2 protein-coding genes are annotated in these 20,862 nt (G+C 38.9%); both read left to right on the forward strand.

All coding sequences use genetic code 11. The annotated features are described in order from the left end of the window. Positions 1-1,192: 1,192 nt before the first annotated feature. The gene (locus RMY64_RS13690; protein WP_322700295.1) at positions 1,193-9,127 is read left to right on the forward strand and encodes a type I polyketide synthase; all 7,935 of its coding nucleotides are present in this window, start codon (positions 1,193-1,195) and stop codon (positions 9,125-9,127) included. Positions 9,128-9,150: 23 nt separating this feature from the next. Next, on the forward strand, positions 9,151-20,823 hold the full coding sequence (locus RMY64_RS13695) for an SDR family NAD(P)-dependent oxidoreductase (protein WP_322700296.1): 11,673 nt from the start codon (positions 9,151-9,153) through the stop codon (positions 20,821-20,823). The last annotated feature ends 39 nt before the right edge of the window (positions 20,824-20,862 follow it).

Here is a 20,862-nt window from a genome sequence, read left to right on the forward strand (position 1 = left end):
TAGTTTGAATACAGAAGGTGTCATTGTTTTACTGGAATTAATAAAAGGAAAAATCATTATTTTTTTTCGATTATTATTAATTTTATTAATATCAAAAAAATATTTATACGTTAAACAATCTGTAATAATATTTCGATCCTAAACTGGCTTTAAGTCTTAATAACGCAAAAATTACTCAACTTATTCTTTGGTCGAGTAGAATTTACCTATTAATTAAATTCTTAATTAACTATTGTGTTTGAAGAACTAGCTAGTAAATACTAGAACCATAGAGATTAAATTTACACCATAAGCGTTTGGGAAACAATAAGTAATTTAGAAAAATTTCATCTATTTTTGACACTAGGATTCAGCTGAGAGCCAAAATGCTTGTATGAATAGAATTGTATACAGTTCGCTTAGTTGTAAACTTTTTTTGAGTAGCGAGCGATCGCAAATTTATGCATACTCTATCTACTAAAGCTTACATAGCCACTAACACCAGGTTAATTAAATTGCTGGCGATCGCTCTAGGATATATAGTTATGTTGTTTTTCCTTTTGAGTCTAACTATGCTTCTACTCAAGCTAAGTTTAACACAACAGTTATTTTAACTACGATAATTGCGATCGATATTTCTGTATCGATTGCCTGCGAACTATTTAAGACAGTTAAGACAGTTAAGACATTTAAGACAGTTAAGACAGTTAAGACAGTTAAGGAAAAATAATTGATTGGTATTGCATATTTATCTTGGTAATGAGATTATATTTAAACTTAAATAGCAAAAAAATCCCAAATCATATATAGTATTTATGTACTGCTAAGTTACATAAGTTGTAAAATGAGAAGTTAGCCTGTGTAGATAAATCTCTAAAAAATTTAATGATAAAAGTTATAAAGTTTTTTTGTATCAAACGGCTAATTCTGTAAGTTAATTCATAGATTTTATGTTGTTCGGATGAATGCGCCTTTGTTTTGGTTAATAAGTAATTTTGCCATAAACAATTTTTTGTAACATAACTTAAATAACTATGATGATTTCCATAACTGCCTACAAATTATTTATAAACCTATAAAAACAAACTTCTATAGATAAAATCAGATAAAATCTAGTTTCAAGTAATGAGAATGCAAGCTTTACAAAAATATAAAGTAGTAAGACACAAATATTGAGTCAAGTAATTACCTACCACTTGCCAAAATAAAGTATATGCATATCCCTCAAACCAAGAAACTCATCGAAACTCATTTGCATGAAAAATCGCCTCAGAAACCTGAGCAAGAAGGAATATTGAAAAATTCAATCAGTTTTGGTGGGCAATTAGAAGATAGCTGGCGGACTCTTTCAGAAGTATTGAATGATGCTGCCAAGTGTGAAAATCAAGGAATCACATATATTAGAAATGACGAAACCGAATATTTTCAGAGTTATAAAGATTTATATAACGATGCCCTCACTATTTTAGATGGACTTTATCAGCACGGACTGACATTAGGGGATAAAGTTATATTGCAAATTGGTAGAAGTCAAGATTTTATTCCCGCACTCTGGGCTTGTTTTTTAGGTGGAATTATTCCTGCACCTCTGAGCATTGCTCCCAATTACGATATAAAAAATGCCGCAGTTAAAAAACTTGAGAATGTCTGGCAGATTTTAGATCGGCCTATTATATTATCCGATTGTGAATTAATTAGCGAAATAGAAAAACTAACTACTCAATCTAATTTAGAAGGATTGCAAGTAGTATCGATAGATGATTTACGAAGTCATCAATCTCCATCAAACCAACATTCGGCTGATGAATTACCTCATCTTGCACCACTAGATCCGGCATTATTACTATTTACTTCTGGTAGTACAGGTCTACCCAAGGGTGTGATGTTGCACCATCGTAACCTTTTATCCATGTCCGCTGGTACAGTGCGGATGAATAATTTTACACAACAAGAAGTTACGTTAAATTGGATGCCCTTAGACCATGTGGGGGCGATAGTATTCTTAGGAATTATGGCTGTGGATTTGGCTTGTCATCAAATCCATGTGCCAATTGAATTGATTCTGCGTCAACCACTCAAATGGTTAGACTTGATTCAAAAGCATCAAGTCAGTATCTCTTGGGCCCCTAACTTTGCATTCTCCTTAATTAATCAGTACGCCCAAGAACTTAACCAGTCTTGCTATGACCTCTCCTCAATCAAATTTTTAGTGAATGCAGGAGAGCAAGTTTCGGTCAAAACTATTCGCTTGTTTTTAGAACTTCTAGAAAAACATCAATTGCGAGATAGAGTAATTAAACCAGCATTTGGGATGACTGAATCTTGTTCTGGAATTACTTGGTCAGCAGGTTTAAGCAAAGATGAACTGATAGAAGAGAACAGTTTTGTATCTTTAGGACAGCCGATTCCTGGAGCTATTATTCGGATTATTGACCAAGAGAAGAATGTTTTGCCAGAAGGTGAAATTGGACGACTTCAGATTAAAGGCCCTTCTGTGACTGAAGGATATTATAATAACCCCGAATTAAATCAAGAAGTTTTTCAAGATAGAGGTTGGTTTACTACGGGTGATTTAGGTTATCTGCACAATGGTGAGTTAGTTATTACTGGTAGAGAAAAACAAGAAATTATTATTAACGGCATTAACTATTTTGCCCATGAAATTGAAACAACGATAGAAGAATTAGATGGTGTAGCTATTTCATATACGGCTGCTTTTGCAGTTTTCGACCAAAATAGAGAAACAGATTTATTAGTTATTACTTTTAGTCCAGAATCAAATAATCTTGAGCATTCAGTAAAATTAGTCAGACAAATTCGCAGCCATTTAACCCAGAAAGTAGGAATTGCGCCTGCTTATGTCATACCCTTGGAGGCTGAGTTAGTTCCAAAAACATCTATTGGTAAAGTTCAAAAAGCTAAATTAAAAAAAGATTTTGAACAGGGATTATTTGCCGATCGCATCCAAGCAATCAATGAATCTTTAGCTAGCGATCGCCAAAACAACCCCAGTTTACCACAGTCTGAAAATGAATGCCAAATTGCAGCTGTTTGGTGTGAAGTTTTGCAACTTTTTTCAGTCGGGTTACACGATAACTTCTTTGAATTGGGAGGTCATTCTCTACACCTAATTCGCGTCCAAAATCAATTAGAAAAACTTTTTGGTCGCCAGCTACCTCTAGCTGAAATGTTTAAAAATTCTACAGTTGCCACATTAGCTCATTTCTTAACTGAAGAATCTAATTCCACAACAGCTATAGAAGAAACAAGTCGCAAACGTGCCGAAAACCGTTCGCGTCATCATGACACTCATGATATTGCCATTATTGGCATGGCTGGTCGATTTCCTGGAGCTAACAACATTGATAGTTTCTGGGAAAATCTCAAAAACGGTGTCGAAACAATATCTTTCTTTTCAGAAGAAGAATTACTAGAGTCGGGAGTTTCTCCTGAACTTTTTCAGCAGCCTAATTATGTCAAAGCCAGACCAATTGTTGATAAAGCAGAGTGTTTTGATAGCGACTTCTTTGGATACACAGACAGAGAAGCAGAATTGCTCGACCCACAGCAACGTTTACTGCTCCAATCTAGCTGGGAGTGTTTAGAAAACGCCGGTTACAATCCTATCTCATATCAGGGAGCGATCGGAATGTTTGCTGGAGCAAGCATGAACACTTATTTTATCAATAACTGTTATCCAAATCGCGGTCAATTAGATAGCAATGACAAATTACAACCCTTCACATTAGATTCGATGGGAGGGTTCCAAACAATGGTGGCTAACGATAAAGACTATGTGACGACGCGGATTTCTTATAAATTAAATCTGCGTGGCCCTAGCGTCAACGTCCAAACAGCCTGTTCCACCGGACTAGTAGTTGTGCATCTGGCTTGTCAAAGTTTGCTCAATGGTGAAAGTGACATGGCTTTAGCTGGAGCTGCTTCTGTCAACTCTCCCCAAAAGATCGGTTATTTGTATCAAGAAGGTTTGATTGTTTCTCCAGATGGGCATTGTCGCGCCTTTGATGCCCAAGCCAATGGTACTATTTTTGGCAGTGGCGTTGGGGTAGTTTTACTCAAGAGATTAACAGATGCTCTAGCAGATAGCGATCGCATCTACGCTGTGATTAAAGGATCTGCTATCAATAACGATGGTGGCACAAAACTGGGATTTGCAGCTCCAGGAGGAGAAGGTCAGACTTCAGTCGCAGCCGAAGCACTAGCCTTTGCCGGAGTCGAGGCTGATACTATTGGCTTTGTAGAAGCTCATGGCACAGGTACAAAACTCGGAGACCCCATTGAAATCGATGCCTTGGCTAGAGCATACAGCGCCGCACATCAGGGTGAGTGTGCTTTGGGGTCTGTGAAGACAAATATCGGACACATGCAAATTGCTTCTGGTATTGTTGGTCTTATCAAAGCTGCTCTAGCTCTCAAACATCAAATTATTCCCCCGACTCTACACTTCAATACTCCCAACCCCCAAATTGATTTTTCCAAGACTCCTTTTTATGTCAATACCGCAGCCATCCCCTGGACTGCAAAGCAACAAGATGGTAAAGAATTGCCTCGACGCGCTGGGGTTAACTCTTTAGGAATTGGTGGCGTAAATGCTCATATCGTGTTGGAAGAAGCTCCCGCCATTAATCTCCAGCCCAATGACATCAAACGTCCCCAGCATTTACTCACACTCTCTGCCAGAACCGAACAAGCTTTGGGAGATTTAGCAAAAAGCTATGCAGAATTTCTCGAAAATCATCCCGAAAGCGATATCTGTGATGTCGCATTCACAGCCAATACTAGCCGAGTTAAATTCAGGAATCGTTTGGCGGTAACTGGTTCTGAAATTGATGATTTTGTCACTAAATTGCATCAGTTTGGACAACAAGATATAGAGTCGGTAATTCACGCTCAAGTTGATGAAAAGCAGCCTCCCAAAATTGCCTTCTTGTTTACAGGACAAGGTTCTCAATATCCGGGAATGGCTCATCAACTCTATCAAACTCAACCAACTTTCCGGCGAACTTTAGACCAATGTGAAACGATATATCAAGAACTCACTGGTAAATCTTTACTGCAAGTTATATTTGCTAATTCCGATGCAGCTTTAAATCGTACATCTTATACCCAACCAGCTTTATTTGTTGTTGAAGTAGCACTGGCTCAATTATGGCGTTCTTGGGGCATTCAGCCGACTGCTGTTTTAGGACACAGTTTGGGTGAATATGCTGCTGCTTGTTTTGCAGGAGTTTTTGATATTGAAAGTGGTTTAAAACTAATCGTACATCGAGCAAATTTAATTGGGGAATTACCCGCAGAGCAAGGAGCAATGGCAGCCATTTTTCTTGATGAAAAATCTGTGCGCCAATTGTGCAGAAATCAGGGAATAAAAATTGCGATCGCAGCCATCAACGCCGAACAACATACAGTGATTTCCGGCGAACAAAAAATTATTCAACACCTTTGCGAACACTTTAGCAACGAAGGAATTAAAGTTCGCCAAATCAAAGTTTCTCATGCTTTTCACTCACCACTAATCGCACCCGTATGCGAAGAATTTAAAAATACTCTGCAAGAAATTGACTTTGCCAAACCTCAAATTACCATCATCTCTAACTTGACAGGAGAAATTGCAGATGACAGCATTGTTACTCCTGAGTATTGGATTCAGCATTTGTTGCATACTGTGCAATTTCATCAAGGAGTTTTGTCTCTGCAATCTTTAGGTTGTGATACTTTTATTGAAATTGGCCCGCAACCTATTTTATTAGGAATTATCCAGTCATCAATATCTTTATCTGACCCCCTAATATTACCGAGTTTACGCTCAGTATTTTCTAATTGGGAAGTTCTACTAGAAAGCCTTGGCAAACTTTATGTACGTGGTGCAGATATCGATTGGTTTGGTATTGATAAAGATTACCAACCTCGAAGATGCGCTTTACCAACTTATCCTTTCCAGCAACGCCGACATTGGATTCCTTTAAAGACTCAAGTGTCAATTTCAGAAGAATCTGCTGTTGTCAAGATGCTGTCTCAAAAAGATACAAAAAGCTTGATGCAGACTTTACTAGAAACTGGCAATTATTCTGAAGGTGAAAAACAAACTTTATCAACAATTGTTCAACAATTAATTCAGCTACATCATCAAGACACTGGTAATTCTAATTTTGAAAACTTACTTTACCAGTTGGAATGGTTGCCTTATGCTTTATCAGCTAGCAAATTACAAAATCTAGAAACAATTCAAACTGCTTTAGATTCTTATTTGGGAGAACAAATAAAATTCGCACAATTTACAGGAGTTTCTCTAGCTTTTTCAGAGATGGAAAAACTCAGTGCAGACTTTATTGTGCAAGCTTTAAAAGATTTGCAACTATTTCAAATCAATACTATCTTCTCTTCAGAAAACAGTTTCCGTCAAGCTGGTATTAAAGAGGAGCATAGATTGCTGTGGCAACATTGCCTGAATATATTGGCAGAAACAGGCATTTTAGAAAAACAGGGTTCTAACTGGAAAATCATCAGTGAACCGCGACAATCCGCTCCCGCTCTAACAGTAGAAGATTTGATTGTTCAGTACCCAAATGCTCGTGTAGAATTAACACTGTTTAGGCGAGTTGCTGGCAATCTTGCAGCCATACTTACAGGTAAAATTTCTCCTTTATCCATTTTATTTTCTCAAGATGGGCAAATTGGAGCCGCAGAGTTTTATAAAGATACATCTTGGGCAGAAGTTATCAACCTTGGTATCTCTAAAACTGTTGAACTTTTATTAGCCAAGTATTCTCAACTTGAACCAATCAGAATTCTAGAAATTGGTGCGGGAACTGGAGCCACTACCCATCAAATCCTCCCAGCTTGCGCTTCTGGTAAAATCACTTACACATTTACTGATATCTCGCCATTCTTTTTAGAAACTGCTAGAGATACTTTTGCTCAATTTTCCTTCATCGAATACAAAGTTTTGGATATAGAAAAAGACCCCGAACTTCAAGGTTTTTCATCCAATTCTTACGATTTGATTATTGCGGCAAATGTATTGCATTCTACGCAGGATTTACAAAGAGAAACCTTACCCCACATTCGAGGTTTGCTGCGTCCTGGAGGACATTTATTACTCCTAGAACTTACCAATCAGTCGCGGTGGATTGATTTGATATTTGGTGTGGCTCAAGGTTGGTGGCGGTTTAGCGATGCCTACGGCGGCAAGCTACGCAATTTACGCCCAGACCATCCCATCATTACAGCATCTACTTGGCAATCTATCCTCTTAGAATCTGGCTTTGCTCAAGCTAAATTTATTTCTCCTGACGAAAAAATTGGCAGTCCTTTATTTCAGCAAAGTATTATTGTTGCCCAAAATACCGATCGAACTAGCGATATTTCGGGTAATTGGCTAATTTTTACCGATGAAAGCGATAATCTAGCTGTAGCAATTCAACAGCAACTAATAAAAGATTGTGGTGATTGTGCGATCGCTAATTCTAAAAATAGCTCTGAGCTAGAAACATGGTTAGCTTCATCTCCATCTTTGCGTGGGATTATTTATCTTGTAAATGCTGATGAAAGCCAGCAATATGAGTCTACTTTATTTCATCGCTGTAGCAATTTCTTAAATCTTCTCCAGGCGATTAAAAAAATACCATTACCGCCTAAATTATTCCTCGTCACCCAAGGCGGTCAACCTTTTAAATTAGATCGGCCATCTTTTGTTACTCAATCTCCCCTTTGGGCTTTGGGGCGCGTGATGGCGCTAGAAGAACCAGAATTATGGGGGGGAATGATAGACCTCGACCCCCACGCCGATATTGCTCAAAATCTTGCCGCTTTACTCTCAGGATTGACAAATGTCACGGAAGATCATCTTCTCTTCCGCAACAGTCAAGCTTACGTTGCGCGTCTTTCTCCCCAAGAATCTCTACCGACAAAACCAGTCACTATCCAAGCTCAAGCAACCTATTTGATTACAGGAGGTATTGGTCATCTAGGGTTGCAACTTGCCCAGCATCTAGTTGATTTGGGTGCGAAAAATTTGATTTTGACTACGCGCCGCCAATTTCCATCACGATCTGAGTGGGAGTCACAAACCGAATTTGCAGAAATTATTCAAAATCTCAGAACTTTAGAACAAAGAGGAGCATCTGTAGAAGTTTGTCAGGCAGATGTTGGAGATTTTGAGCAAATGTCCCGCATCTTTGCTAATATCCAAAAAACATCTCATCCACTACGAGGTATTTTCCATCTCGCCGGAGTATCAGGACGCAAAGTTAGATTAAGCGAATGTACATTAGACGATCTCGCAGAGGTTTTTCAGGCTAAAGTTCGCGGTTCTTGGAATTTACACGAGTTATCTTTAGCAACGCAATTAGACTACTTTGTATTTTTCTCTTCCGCAGGTGCAATTTGGGGAGCCAAAGAGCAAGGTTTATACGATGCTGCTAATCATCTAATGGATGCATTAGCTCATTTACGTCATCTTCAAGGATTACCTGCTACTAGTTTGAATTGGGCATTATTAGCTGGAAATGGCATAGTTTCTCAAGAATATGAAGATTGGCTCAAACAAATTGGTATGAAAGAAATTCCTCTGAATAAAGCTTTGGCAGCGATGACCGCGATAATGGGGTCTGGAAAAACGCAAATTTTACTAGCTGATGTAGATTGGGTACAGTTCAAAAACATTTACCAATTTCATGGTAATAAACCTCTTTTAAATAAATTAGGACAAACCCAACTTGATGTTAAATCAATTAAAGAATCAAGTAGTTCGCGCCGTTTGATAGAAGAGATTCCCCCAGGAGAACGTCGAGAACATTTATTTACATACGTTGGGAAACAAGTAGCTACTATTTTAGGGATAAAGGAGATACCTAATCCAGATCGAGGATTCTTAGAAATGGGAATTGATTCTTTACTTTCTATAGAATTAAAGAATCGTTTAGAAAAAGGATTGGAGGTTTCTTTACCTACTTCTCTAATATTTGATTTTCCCAATATTACAAAATTGGTTGATTATTTAATGGAACAGGTTTTTGGTTGGCAGGTTAATGTATCTGCAAATGTTGCTCCTATTCAGCAGGAGGTTGATGAGGATTTAATTTTACAAGAGCTTGCAGATTTAGAGGCTTTTTTGGGTAATTCGTAATTATTCGTAATTAATTCAGGTTTATGGATATATCAGATAACGACAAGTCTATCCAAGCGAGAGTGTTTAAGGCACTGAATGAAGCGAAGGAGAAATTAAAGGCTGTTGAAGCTCAACAAAGCGAACCGATCGCAGTTGTTGGTTTGGGTTGTCGTTTTGGTAAAAATATTTCTACTCCTGAAGGATTTTGGTCTTTTCTGAAAGCTGGTGGTAATACACTCAGAGATATCCCTGGCGATCGCTGGAATATATCTGATTTTTATGACTCAGACCGTGGTAAACCTGGCAGAATTTATGTATCTCAAGGCGGTTTTCTCGATGATGTCTCGATGTTCGATCCGCACTTTTTCGGGATTGCACCGCGAGAAGCTTTGCATATCGATCCTCAGCAAAGATTACTCTTAGAAGTTGCCTATGAGGCGTTAGAAGATGCTGCTATGGCTGCGCCTAACGCCAGAATCGGCAAAACTGGCGTTTTTATTGGCATCACAAACAACGATTATGCTCGTCTGATTGCACCAGGAGGAGATTATAACACAGTTGGTGCTTATCATATCTCTGGCAACCATCTAAATGCTGCTGCCGGACGCATTTCTTATCTTTTGAATCTCAATGGCCCCAGTCTGGCGATCGATACGGCGTGTTCTTCTTCGTTGGTAGCAGTTCATTTGGCGTGCCGTTCTTTACGGGCGCAGGAATGCCGGCAAGCGTTGGTGGGGGGAGTGAACTTAATTCTCACGCCGGAAGTGCCGATCGCATTGTGCAAAAATCAGATGTTAGCTGCTGACGGTAGGTGTAAAACCTTTGACGAAAGCGCTGATGGGTTTGGGATTGGTGAGGGTTGCGGAGTTGTCGTTTTAAAAAGATTGAGTGAAGCTTTAGCAGATGGCGATCGCATTTGGGCGTTAATTCGGGGAACAGCCGTAAATAACGATGGTGCGAGTGGCGGCTTTACAGTTCCTAACGGCCCGATGCAGACAGATTTAATTCGTGAGGCTCTCGCTGACGCTCGTTTAAGCGCCGATGCTATTGATTATGTCGAGGCTCACGGTACTGGTACATCTTTGGGAGATCCCATTGAAATTAAAGCGATGGCTGATGCTTTGTGCATCAATCGCTCTCCATCTCAACCTTTGTTAGTCGGTTCGCTCAAAACAAATCTCGGTCATCTGGCGGCGGCGGCAGGAATTTCTGGTTTGATCAAGACTGTATTATCTATCTACCATGCTGAAATTCCGGCTCATCTCAATTTGCAAAAACCAAATCCTCATATTAATTGGGATAGCTTACCGTTAGATGTGGTGACACAAACTCGTCCTTGGACTGTTAACAATGGCAAGATGAAAGCAGCCGGAGTCAGTTCATTTGGAGCATCGGGAACTAATGCTCATGTTATCTTGAGCGAACCTCCACAAGTACAATCTGCGACTACAAATACATTTCCTGTACTGGTTACTCTGTCTGCTAAAGATGATGAACGTTTGCGTTTGTTGGCTACTAACTTCGTTAATTATATTGACCAAAAAGGTGATGTCAACTTAACTGATATCGCTTTTTCTCTAAATACAGGTCGTTTTCACCATCAACAAAGATTATCTTTATTAGTTTCCAACACTGCCAATTTTCGAGAACAGCTTCAGGCTTTTGCTAGCAATAATAGTCGAGAAACTAATATTATTCACAACGAGGTACAAGCAAATCCCAAAATCGCTTTTGTTTGCAATGATGTCAAGATATTCTCTGGGATTGGGAAAGAAGTTTTTGTCAATGAACCTGTATTTCGTGATGCTTTGATTCGATGCGATCGCCTATTCCAAAATTATTTAAATTTCTCTCTAGAAGACTTACTCGATAAAAATCAAGATATAGACGATTCTTTATATGTTCAACCAGCAGTATTCACTCTGCAATATGCTCTTTGTGAACTCTGGAAATCTTGGGGAATTCGCCCTTCGGCAATTTTCGGTTATGGTTGGGGCGAGTATATTGCTGCTCAACAAGCTGGAGTTTTTTCGCTGGAGGATGCAGTTAAGTTAGTTGCAACTCGCGCTCAATTATCTGGAGAAAGCAAATTTTTAGCTTTTAAAAAAGTAGCTGAAGAAGTTTTTTATAGCAATCCGCAACTCACTTTAATTTCCAGTTTGAATGGTGAAGTTGTGAGTAATTATATTAAAACTGCGGCTTACTGGGTGCAACAGCTACGTCAATCAGGCAATATTGATAAAGGAATTGCCACTCTGCATCAGATGGGTTATAAAATATTTCTAGAAATTGGAAATCAGCCTACTTTAGCTAATATAGAGCGTAGTAATTTACCTACGAATGAAATTCTTTGCTTATGTAGTTTAGCGAAAGATTGCAGTAATTATCAGCAAATACAAACAGTCTTAGCCGAACTGTATGTACGAGGTGTAAATATTAATTGGAAAGAATTTTATCGTTCTCGCTCAGGGCAGAAAATTAGTTTACCCAATTCTCCTTTTCTTCGCAAACGCTACTGGATAGACTCTGCTACTAAATCTCATCGCCCTCATTCTGGACATCCTTTACTAGGCGATCGCTTCTCCTCTCCTCTATCTTCTATTCAATATCGAGCTAGTATTAGTCAAAATAGCCCTGCATTTTTAGCAGAACATCAAGTTTTTGAGAAACCGATATTTCCCGGTGCAGCATTTATCGAAATGGCGTTAGCGGCGACAGAAAGTCAAGCAGTAATTTTAGAAAATACTGAATTTAAAAAAGCATTATTACTGCAACAACAAGAAGATACACTACAACTAATTATTGACCGAAATAACTTTCAGATATATCATCAAAGTAATAATAGCTGGGATGAACTTGTTAGCGGAAAAATTGAGGATTTAAAGTCACTAAATGTAAATCGCCAAAATTTAGCACAATTAGCTGCTAATTATCCAGAACAGCTTGATATTAATTCATTTTATGAAACCTACCAAAAATCGGGAGTCAATTACGGTAGAAGCTTTCAAATAATCAATCAGCTTAAATCTGGTAAAAATAGTGCATTTGCTGAAATAAAACTAACAAATACTCAGAGTTTAGAAGCGAAAAATTATCGTTTTTATCCGGCGATGTTGGATGCTTGTTTTCAGGCGATCGCTGCGATTTTATTTCAGCAAGAATCATCTGTAACTTATGTACCAGTCCGCATTGCTAAATTTCAATTCTTCAACTCTCCAAGCGATCGTGTTATCAGTGCAGCTAGACTAACTAAAAGTTCTGATAATTTTATTATCTCTGATATTGATATATATTCAGAACAAGGCGATTTACTAGTAGCAATTACAGGATTTGAACTCAAATCTGTTCAGCGCCAAGAACTTATCCACCATCAAAACGAACCACAATCTTACCTAGAAGAGTGGATTAGTTTAGCACCATTATTACCTGATGGTAGAGAATCTCTAATAACTCCTGATGTCATTAAAACTCAAGTCCAACCACAGGAATTAGAACAGCAATTGGCAAATAAATTGTCCCAATACGAACGCTTGCTTGAAGAGATGGAAGGTTTAAGCGTAAGTTATATATGGGAAGGTTTAAAAGAGCTTAATTGGCAACCAGAATTAGGTCAAATTTATCAAGAAGAACAAATTGCTGTTCGAGGTGGAGTAGTTGATTTTTATCGCCCTTTATTATCGCGGTGTTTAGATATTCTAGCGGAGGAGGGTATTCTTAATCTGCAAAAAAATGACTGGTTATTCACCAAAGAACCAGAGATACTTGCATCTCAATTGCAAGTCCAAAACCTCCGCAGCGAATTTTCTGATTATCTGGCAGAAATTAATTTAATAGAACGTTGTGGTTCGGCTTTAGCTACGGTAATGCGTCGCCAAATTGAGCCGTTAGAATTATTATTTCCTCAAGGCGATTTGAATGCGATCGCATCTGTATATTCTGATGCGGCTGGTGCTAAGTTGATGAATGAACTAGTTGCAGCCACAATTAAATGTGCAGTAGCAAATTTACCAATAAGTCGTCAGCTACGAATCCTCGAAATTGGAGGCGGAACGGGTTCTGCTACCGCAGCAATTTTACCACATTTACCTCCACAAATTGAATATATATTTACCGATATTTCTTCTAGTTTTTTAACCAGAGCCAAAGAAAGTTTTAGTGATTATCCCTTTATTCAATATCAAACTTTAGATATTGAAAAAAATCCCCTGACTCAAGGTTTTCTCCCAGGAAGTTTTGATATTATTATCGCTGCTAACGTTCTTCATGCCACAACAGATATTAACAAAACACTTGAAAATGTCCGTTCTCTAATAGCTCCTGATGCTCTACTAATACTATTAGAAAGTACTGGGGCACGTCGTTGGGTAGATTTAACCTTTGGTTTAACAGAGGGATGGTGGTTATGTAGTCAAGATCCCCTCCGAAATGGTTATCCTTTAGTAGATACAGAAAATTGGCAAAATTTACTCGCTAATCATGGATTTGTAGAAGTTAACGTCATCGAACCAACCAAACCAGAGACACGCAATCTATTACGACAAAGCGTCATCATTGCTAAAGAAAATGGCGATCCTAAGTCTGTTTCTCATGAATTAATCTTTGCCGATAATAAAGAAATTGGTCGCAGTTTAATCACCCCATTCCAACAAAGGGGAGTTGCTTGTTCTCTCATTTTGCCTGAAGAAATCGATCCCGATCACGCCGACGATTATTTATCACTATTACAAAACCTTTTAACGCCAGAAACTCGTGAAATAATCTACCTCTGGCCCTTACAAGAAATAGAAGGCAAAATTTATCAAGCAGTAGAGATTCATTGTAGACGTTTCCTATTTTTACTTCAGGCATTATTACAACAAGAAAATCCACCTGCACTTATTCTTATCACTCAAGGTTCTGTCCCAGCCAAAGAAATCACCACCTTAACTTCTCCAGCCCAATCTTCGTTATTGGGAATCGCTTTGAGCTTAGTTCTAGAACATCCCAAACTAAATTTTAGAGCAATTGATTTAGATCCTCACGCCCAAGATTTAGGAGAAAAATTATTTAGAGAAATTTACAGCAACACCCAAGAAAACCGCATCGCTTTGCGGGGCGAACAACGCTTTTCTCCGCGTTTGGTAGAGCGCAAACTAGCAGATGGTAACATCAATTTCCGTCAAGATGGCTTTTATCTAATTTCTGGTGGTACAGGCGGGTTGGGTTTAGCCACAACCCGATGGATGATAGAACGTGGCGCTCGTCATTTAGTATTATGCAGTCGCAGTGGTGCAAAAGCTCTCACTCCTGAAATTCTGGAAAGCCTGCAATCAACTAACACAGATATCCAAATTAAAGATGTTGATGTCACAGATGCAAAGAAACTGCACGCCCTACTAGAAGAATGCCGATCGCAATATCCAGTGCGGGGAATTTTCCACATTGCAGGCACTTTAGACGATACAACATTACTGCGACTGACACCAGAACGTTTTAACCATGTTCTCGCACCCAAGGTGAAAGGAACTTGGCTATTGCATCAACTGACTCTGAACGATCCTTTAGATTTCTTTGTTTGTTATACCTCTGCGGTGTCGCTAATTGGCTCGGCGGGACAAGCTAATGCTGCGGCTGCCAATGCTTTTGAGGATGCCTTTACCTATTATCGTCATGCACGCAATCTGCCTGCAACAGTCGTCAATTGGGGGCCGTGGAGCGAAATTGGTGCAGCAGTCGATCGCAATGTTCTAGAAAGATTAGCAGCCAAAGGTTATGATGCGATCGCACCCGATTTAGCACTCAATACTTTAGAAAAAATCTTGTTAAACAAGATTGTGCGTGCTGGTGTTATTTCTATTGACTGGAAGCGTTTTCCATACATTAATCAAAGCTTTTATCAAAACTTCTTACCCCAAGGAAAAGCTAAATCTCAAACTGCATCAAATATTTTAGAGCAATGGCAAACCGTACCTGTAAAACAGCGCCGCGATTTACTTATCCGCCAGATTAGTTTGCGAGTTTCCACTGTATTAGGATTGTCAACTAAGGAAATATCTCCCCAACAAGGCTTTTTTGATATGGGGATGGACTCACTCACCTCTACAGAACTTCGCAATCTTCTACAAATAGATTTCAACTGCTCTTTACCCACAACAATTACTTTTCGGTTTCCCAATGTGGAAACTTTAGCAGATTATCTCCTGCGAGAAGTTTTAAATATTTCGGAAATACAAACTCCTGTACAAAAACTCAATCCTAATCAACCTAACCCCCCTTTCCTTGTAGAGAATGGCAGTTTCAAAGCCTCTCTCCCAGTGGGGGAGAGGTTTGGAGAGGGGTTATACGGTAAACTTGATGATTTTTCAAACATCCTCTCAGAAAAACCACAGCAAGCAGAAGATCCAATTGTGATTGTGGGGATGGCTTGCCGATTTCCTGGGGGTGCAGATGATTTGGAATCATTCTGGCAACTTTTAGAACAAGGGAAAGATGCAGTCAGAAAAGTTCCAGGCGATCGCTGGGACATTCAAGAGTGGTATCATCCAGAACCAGATACACCAGGAAAAATATATTCTCCTTACGGAGCATTTCTAGAACAAATAGATCGATTTGATGCGGAATTTTTTGGTATTATCCCCCGCGAGGCTGTCGCTATAGATCCTCAGCAACGCTTGCTATTAGAAACTACTTGGCAAGCTTTAGAATCAGCCGGACAAAATCCGCAGCAGTTACGCAACAGTCAAACTGGTGTTTTTGTGGGGGCGATGACTCAAGACTATGCCCAGTTGAGTTATGCACCAGAAGCAATCAACGCCTATACCGGTTCTGGAACTTCTGTAAGTGTAGCCGCCGGTCGTCTTTCTTATGTACTGGGCTTGCAAGGGCCATCAATGACGGTTGATACTGCTTGTTCTTCTTCTTTAGTAGCAGTACATTTAGCTTGCAATGCGTTGCGTAATGGTGAGTGCGATATTGCCTTAGCGGGTGGTGTCAACATCATGTTAACCCCGGTAATTTCCTTAATTGAAAGTCGCGCCCAGATGCTTGCACCCGATGGACGTTGCAAGACTTTTGATGCGAGTGCCAATGGTATGGTGCGCGGCGAAGGTTGCGGGATGATTGTTTTGAAGCGGTTAAGTCAAGCAATTAAAAATGGCGATCGCATTTTAGCTAGAGTTCATGCTACAGCCGTGAATCATGATGGGCCGAGTAGTGGGCTGACTGTGCCTAATGGCGATGCTCAAGAAAAATTATTACAGCAAGCACTGAAGACAGCGAAACTCAAACCAGAGCAAATAGATTTTATCGAAGCTCATGGTACTGGGACTGCGATCGGCGATCCGATAGAATTAGAAAGTATGGCTGCGGTATTTGGCGATCGTCCTCAAAATCGACCTTTAATTATTGGTTCTGTCAAAACTAATTTAGGACATTTAGAAGGAGCAGCCGGAATTGCTGGGTTAATTAAAACTGTTTTAGCCTTACAACACCATAAAATTCCTCCCCATCTTCACTTTCAACAACCCAACCCCCGTTTTGATTGGAGTTCTCATATTTTTGAAGTTCCAGTACATGGAAAAGACTGGCATTTTAGCGAACGAGAACGCATCGCGGGAGTAAGTTCTTTTGGATTTAGTGGTACTAATGCTCATATTATTGTTGGAGAAATTGCATCTAACTCTCCGCAAAAATCCGAGAATAAATTTTACCTACTGCCGCTTTCGGCTCGTTCTGAAAAATCTCTCAAAGAGTTAGCCAAAAATTATCAGTACGCTTTGAATGAGTCTGTTAATTTAGCAGATGCTTGTTTTACTGCCAGTACAGGGCGGGCTGTTTTCCAACATCGATTGTGTGTTTTAGCCGACTCAATTACTACAGCACAAACAGCACTTGCTGATTTCCAAACCGGTGAAGATTCTCATAATGTAATTACGCCAATTTCATCAGAAACTCAACCAAATGTAGCTTTTCTATTTTCAGGACAAGGTTCTCAATATTCAGGGATGGGACAAACTCTTTACAACCAAGAACCTGTCTTTAGAAATACTTTGGATCTTTGTAACAAAATCTTAGAACCTATTTTAGGAAAATCGCTGTTAGATTTAATCTTTCAATTGCCAAATAGCGAGTTGCTCGAACAGACTCAAATCACACAGCCAGCACTTTTTGCAGTTGAATATGCACTTGCTAAATTATGGCAATCTTGGGGAATACAACCTTCTGCACTTTTAGGACACAGCATTGGTGAATATGTCGCCGCTTGTTTAGCAGGAGTCTTTTCTTTAGAAGATGCCTTGCAATTAGTCGTCCAACGCGGTCGCTTGATGGGAGAATTACCGCACAATGGGGCAATGGCAGCAATTTATGCTGATTATCAAACAGTAGCAAATTATCTTACTCCATACAAAAATCAAGTAAATATTGCCGCAGATAATGGTGCAATTAATGTCATTTCTGGCTTGAGTGAAATTGTTGATCGACTAGAGAAAACTTTTATAGAACAGGGTTATAAAACTAAACGCTTGGCAGTATCTCATGCTTTTCATTCTCTGTTAATGGAGCCAATTCTTGATGAATTCGCTAAGGTTTTAGATAAAATTTCTTTCCATGAACCAAGCTTGACTATTATTAGCAATATCACAGGTAAACCAATTGGTCAAGAAATTACTACTCCTGATTATTGGCTGCGCCATCTTCGCAACACTGTGCATTTTGGTCAAGGATTTAAATTCTTAATTGACAGTGGTTATCGCCATTTTTTAGAGTTAGGCCCGAAGCCTGTGTTACTGGGTATAGCACGACTAACTTATCAAATCCAAGAAATATCATGGCTACCCAGTATCGTACCTGGACAAGATGAACAAACTCAGATGTACAGAAGTTTAGCGACACTTTTTGTTAATGGTTATTCTGTAGAATGGACAGAGGTATTTAAGCAAGGAAAGCGGATTCCTTTACCTACTTATCCATTTCAGCGAGAACGTTACTGGCTAAAAAATTCACAATTTTCTGTAGCCGATATCAAAACTAAGTTGCATCCTTTTATTAGCGATGTGAAAAAACTAGCTACGGGAGAATTTATTTTTGAAGGAGAGATAAGTGCTGATAATCCAGAATATCTGGAAGAACACAAGGTATTTGGAAAAATATTATTTCCGGCTACGGGTTTTATTGAAGCAATTTTAGTAGCTAGCCAGAAAATATTTACTGATAATTTGGCGATTATTCAAAATGTGTCTATTCATCAGGGATTACTTTTATCTCAATCTCCAACCAGATTACAAATGATTTTTAAGCCTAATAAGCCATTTGGCTATGGTTTTGAAATATTTAGTAGTGATTCGGCAAAAGATAACTGGATTCTCCATGTAACTGGTGAAATTAAACCCAACAATCAAAAAATACCCACATCTGTTAGTAATTGGTCTGATAAAAAAGGAGAATCTGTTGAGATTTCCAAATTTTATCAGCTTTATCAGCAGATGGGAATTAGCTATGGTAAGCGTTTTCAAGCTATTCAAGAACTAAATTATTTAAGCAATGGTTCTCAAGCTAAGATTAGTATCGATCGCAGTTTGACAGATCGGCGATATTGTCTGCATCCCGTGCTTTTAGATGCTTGCTTGCAAAGTGTTGGTGCGGCTTTCCCAGAAATTCACGGCCAAGAATTACATTTACCTTATGGTTTCTCTTCATTAGAATTATTTGGCAATCCTGGTACTCAAGCTTGGACGCACATTGATGTTAAATCTAATCCTAACGGTGAAATATGCGTAAACGTAGATGTTTACGATGAGCAAGAACAGCTTTGCGCTCGGTTTACAGACTTAACAGCACGGCGTACTAATCCGGCGATTTTACAACGTTTATGGCAGGAAACTGAAAATAATTGGTTTTATCAGGTTCAATGGCAAAAGCTTGATACACTTCCAATTCTTACAGGAAACTCTCAAAATTCTTGGTTAGTGTTTGTCCATCCTGGAACAGCATTGAATCAGTCGAGCAATTTATTGAAAAAAGCTGGAGAACGAGTCATCACTGTAGAATTTGGTGATGAATATAAATGCCATTCTCAAAATGAATTTATCATCAATCCATCTCAAAAATCTGATTTTCAACGCTTATATCAAGAAGCATATCCATCGGGAGAATTTCCTACGGGTGTGATTTATGCTTGGGAAAATGTACCTGATGAAGAATGTGCAGATACAGTTTACAAGAGTTGTCATGCTGCATTGCACTTAATTCAAACTCTTACTACTAGTTGGAAAAAACTACCTGATTTATGGTTAATAACTCGCGGTGCAAATCGAGTGCTAGCTGAGACTGATTTGCAACCTCAACAATCTTACCTTTGGGGATTAGGCGCAGTAATTAATAATGAATACCCGCAAATTCGTTGTGTATGTTTAGATTTATCGCCCACGGTAGAACTGAATGAAGCTGAATTTTTATTCAACGAATTCCACGCTTCTAGCAGCGAGTCACGCCTAGCTTTACGCCAAGGAAACCGCTATGGAGCAAGGTTAGTATCTGCAACAATTCCTACAGCCCAAAAACAGCAGCTAGTTACCAAAGAAGGAACTTATTTAATTACTGGTGGTTTAGGTAAACTGGGCTTGCTAATGGCTGAGTGGTTATCAGAAATAGGAGCTAAACATTTAGTTTTGTGTAGCCGCAATGTTAAATCTCAACCAGAAGCGATCGCCTCGTTAACTAAAAATGGTACACAGATTACAATTATCAGCGCTGATATTACCTCAGCAGCAGATATGGAACAACTTTTCTCCCGTTTTGGCACAGATTTACCTTCTTTACGTGGAGTAATTCACGCGGCGGCTGTCTTAGATGATGGGCTTTTGAGCAATCAAAATTGGCAAAGATATCAAAATGTCATGCGTCCCAAAGTAGAAGGTACTTTATTATTAGACCGCTACACCCGCAATCTATCTTTAGACTTTTTTGTTGCCTTTTCTTCTGCTGCTGTAATTCTCGGTTCGCCCGGTCAAAGTAGTTACGCTGCTGCGAATGCTTTTATGGATGCTTTAATGCAGCAACGACAAAGTTTAGGATTACCAAGTATCAGTATCAATTGGGGAGCATGGGATACAGGAAATGAAATTGACAAACAACGTTTTGCTAATTGGGGTATTCAAAGTATGTCTTCTGATACCGCCCTCAAATATCTCAGCCAGTTGATTCTGGCTAACGTTTCTCAAGGAGCTATTATTGATATTGATTGGTCTACTTTTTATCAAGCTTTTCAGATTAATCAACCATTCTTTGCTGAAGCGATCGCAATCAAAGAAAATAGCAAAGAAGCAAAATTGTTAAAACAATTAAAATCTGTAGCTGTAGATGAGCGAACAACAACTTTAGCTCAAGGAATTGAGCAAGTTTTACGCGAAGTTACCGGATTAGCCCCAAGTACTGTTATTCCTCAAAAAACCTCATTTTTAGAGTTAGGTTTAAATTCGTTAATGGTACTAGAATTTAAAAATCGGCTAGAAATTAACTTAGCTTGCACTTTACCATCATCTGTAATATTTGATTACCCTAATATCACAAGTATTAGTAATTATCTGAAAGAAGAAGTCTTAGCTGATAGTATCGAATTTGAGGTAGAAATAAACTCACAAACATCTGCTCCAAATCCTTATGACAGCCTTGATGAAGACGAACTAGCAACACTACTTAATCAAAAGCTAGCAGAACTCGAACAATATGATGAATAAAGCACCTTTAACTAACACTTTGCGAACCTTAGCGTAAAC

This window comes from Nostoc sp. DedQUE08, assembly GCF_034530895.1.
Lineage (GTDB): Bacteria > Cyanobacteriota > Cyanobacteriia > Cyanobacteriales > Nostocaceae > Nostoc.